The 3,293-nt window shown below is 64.8% G+C and carries 2 protein-coding genes; both read right to left on the minus strand.

The window, feature by feature from the left end:
• Window positions 1–2,035 (minus strand): preprotein translocase subunit SecA (gene secA / locus Q0G18_RS09170; RefSeq protein ID WP_297152331.1); only part of this gene is annotated, 2,035 nt, incomplete at its 3' end.
• A gap of 173 nt (window positions 2,036–2,208) precedes the next feature.
• Window positions 2,209–3,293 (minus strand): BTAD domain-containing putative transcriptional regulator (locus tag Q0G18_RS09175; protein WP_297152333.1); only part of this gene is annotated, 1,085 nt, incomplete at its 5' end.

Raw genomic sequence — 3,293 nt, forward strand, 5'->3', positions numbered from 1 at the left:
AGTTGCGCTCCTCGTAGATCACCTTGCGCTGCAGGTTCATGACGTCGTCGTATTCGAGGACGTTCTTACGCGCGGCAAAGTGCATCGTCTCGACCTGACGCTGCGCGCTCTCGATCGCCTTCGACACCATGGACGCCTGAATGGGCTGATCATCGGGCATGTTCGTCTTCTCCATCATGCTGGAGATGGAATCCATGCGGTTGCCGCCGAACAGGCGCATGAGGTCGTCTTCGAGCGAGAGGTAGAACTGCGTCGTGCCCGGGTCGCCCTGACGTCCCGCACGGCCGCGCAGCTGGTTGTCGATACGGCGCGACTCGTGGCGCTCGGTGCCGATGACGCACAGGCCGCCCGCTGCGAGCACCTCCTCGTTTTCCTGCTTGCAGATGGTGCGCGCACGAACAAGCGCCTCGTCGCGCTTCTCGTCCGACGGCGCGGGGGCTGCATTCTCGGGGACCTCCTCGCCCTCGACGGGCTCGTCGTCGATATGGCGCGAGGGATCGAAGCCCCACTCGCGCAGCACGTCCTCGGCGAGCACGTCGGGGTTGCCGCCGAGCAGGATGTCCGTGCCGCGGCCTGCCATGTTGGTCGCGATGGTCACCGCGCCCACGCGGCCGGCCTGCGCGATGATGTGCGCCTCGCGCTCGTGGTTCTTCGCGTTCAAGGTCTCGTGCTTGATGCCGCGCTTGTCCAGAAGACGGGACAGGCGCTCGGAGCTCTCGATCGAGACCGTGCCGATCAGACAAGGTTGGCCCGCCTCGTGGCGCGCGGCCACGTCGTCGGCGACGGCGTTGAACTTCGCGTCGATCGTGCGATAGACCAGGTCGTTCTCGTCGATACGGGCGACGGGCCTGTTCGGCGGGATGGCGACGACCGGCAGCTTGTAGATCTCGCGGAACTCCTTGTCCTCGGTCATGGCGGTACCGGTCATGCCCGAGAGCTTCTCGTAGAGGCGGAAGTAGTTCTGCAGCGTGATGGTCGCGAGCGTCTGGTTCTCCTCGCGCACGAGCACATGCTCTTTCGCCTCGAGCGCCTGATGGAGGCCCTCGGAGTAGCGGCGGCCCTCCATGATGCGGCCCGTGAACTCGTCGACGATCTTCACTTCCCCGCCGACGACGACGTAATCGACGTCGCGATGGAAGAGGAACTGCGCCTTTAAGGCTTGCTGCAAGTGGTTCGCGAGCAGGCCGGACGGATCGGCGTAGATGTCGTCGATGCCGAGCGCGGACTCGATCTTCTCAAGGCCGACCTCGGTGGCGTTAATCGTCTTTTTGGCCTCGTCCATCTCGAAGTCCTCGTCGAGCACGAGGTGCGGCATGACGCGGGCGAACTTGTTGTAGGTGTCGGCCGCGCGCGTGCCCGCGCCCGAGATGATGAGCGGCGTTCGCGCCTCGTCGATGAGGATGGAGTCGACCTCGTCGACGACGGCGAAGTGGTGGCCGCGCTGCACGCGGGCGGAAGCCCTCGTGACCATGTTGTCGCGCAGATAATCGAAGCCGAACTCAGAGTTCGTGCCGTAGGTGACGTCGGCCTTGTAGGCGGGAATCTTCTGCGCGGGGCGCATGCCGTTTTGGATCAGGCCGACCTCCATGCCGAGGAAGCGGTAGATCTGGCCCATCCACTCGGAGTCGCGGCGGGCGAGGTAATCGTTCACGGTGACGATATGGACGTTGTCGCCCGAAAGCGCGTTCAGATAGCCCGCAAGGGTGGACACGAGCGTCTTGCCTTCGCCCGTCTTCATCTCGGCAATCTGCCCATCGTTTAGAGCCATGCCGCCGATGAGCTGCACGTCGAAGTGGCGCAGCCCCGTCGTGCGCACCGATGCCTCGCGCACCGCGGCGAACGCCTCGGGAAGAAGGGCCGCCATGTCCTCGCCCGCAGCCGCGCGCTCACGCAGAGAGTCGGAGAACGCGCGCAGCTCGGCGTCGGTTTTCGGTTTGATTGAGGCCTCAAGGCCGTTGATGGTATCGACGATGGCCTGGTAACGCTTGAGCTGCTTGCCCTCGCCCATCGTGAGAAGCTTCGATAAGAAACCCATGTATGCCGTCTTTCGTAAGAGCCCTATGTTTGTGAGCACCGCGCAAGAGCACGGCGCGCAACCTCCTGTACTCTAGCATAAGGCTTGCATGGGCCTGGGAAATCCACTACACGACCAGATGCTATGATTCTCGCTTAAAAATGATGCTGTTATGGGGAAATATCGCGAATCGACTACTCGAGCGCCTCCTCGGCCTCGACCGCGCTGCGGTACAAGGCGACGATCGAAGGCGACGGGTCGATGCCGAGCTCTTCGGCAAGATACCTTCGGCACGAAAGGTAGGTATCGATCGCGGCGGCGCGCTGGCCGGCACCGAGCTGCGCCTCCATGAGCGCGGCGCACGCGTCCTCGCGAGAGCGGTCACGGCCTGCCGCCTCGCGCGCGAACCACAGCGCCGCGCGGGGCTCGCCTGATTCCAGAAGCCGCCCCGACGCGCACACGAGGGAATCGACGAGGTTGATGCGGAGGCGCCTGCGAGCAGCGACGATGTCGTCGTTGCCGTTTTCGCTCGGTAGAAGGTCTCCCGAATACGACCCGTCGATCGCCTCGAGGTGGTCCCGCCAACGATCGAGGTCGATCTCGCCGAAGCTTAGGGCGCGGCAAATGGAATCGAGCTCGGCGACGTCGCTTCGCAGAAGCCGTGCGTCAAGACGGACACCGCCCTGGTCGCGAAGGAGATAAGGGCACGTGCCCTCGTAGTCGAGCCCCCGCTTGAGCTGGCTCCACACCGAGTAGAAGTTCTTGATCGCGCAGCCATGGGGGCTGTCGGGCCAAAGCGTCTCCAGCAGGCGCTCGCGGGAGAGCTCGCGGCCACGGGCGAGCACGAGAAGCGCGAGGAGCGTCTTCGTTTTCTGCCTACTGAACGCCTGCATGTCGACTTGCTGCTCGCCGATGCGCACATCGAGCCCGCCGAGGAGCCGCACGTAGAGGATCGGCGCCGAGCTTTCAGGCACGCCCGGCGCCTCCGGGCGGATCGGGCGTGCAGCATAACGGTCACGCGAGGAGCGCTCACGTTCGGCCCGAGCGCGCTCCTCACGAAGCGAATCGCGCCTGTGAGCTGCACATTCGGTGAATCGGGCGGCCTCTATGGCGCGCGCCGCTGCGAGCGTCTCTGCGGCGGGTAAGAAACGCGTCGGCAAGGAGCCCTCCTCAACCGCCCGGGAAAGCGACATCACCAAAAAGGCGCACTGCCAGGACATGGCGTCAGAAGGCGTGCGCGCGGCCAGATCGCAGGCCCACAGGGCGACGCGCTCGACTG

This window comes from uncultured Ellagibacter sp. (genome assembly GCF_934636505.1).
In the GTDB taxonomy this organism is placed as follows: Bacteria; Actinomycetota; Coriobacteriia; order Coriobacteriales; family Eggerthellaceae; genus Ellagibacter.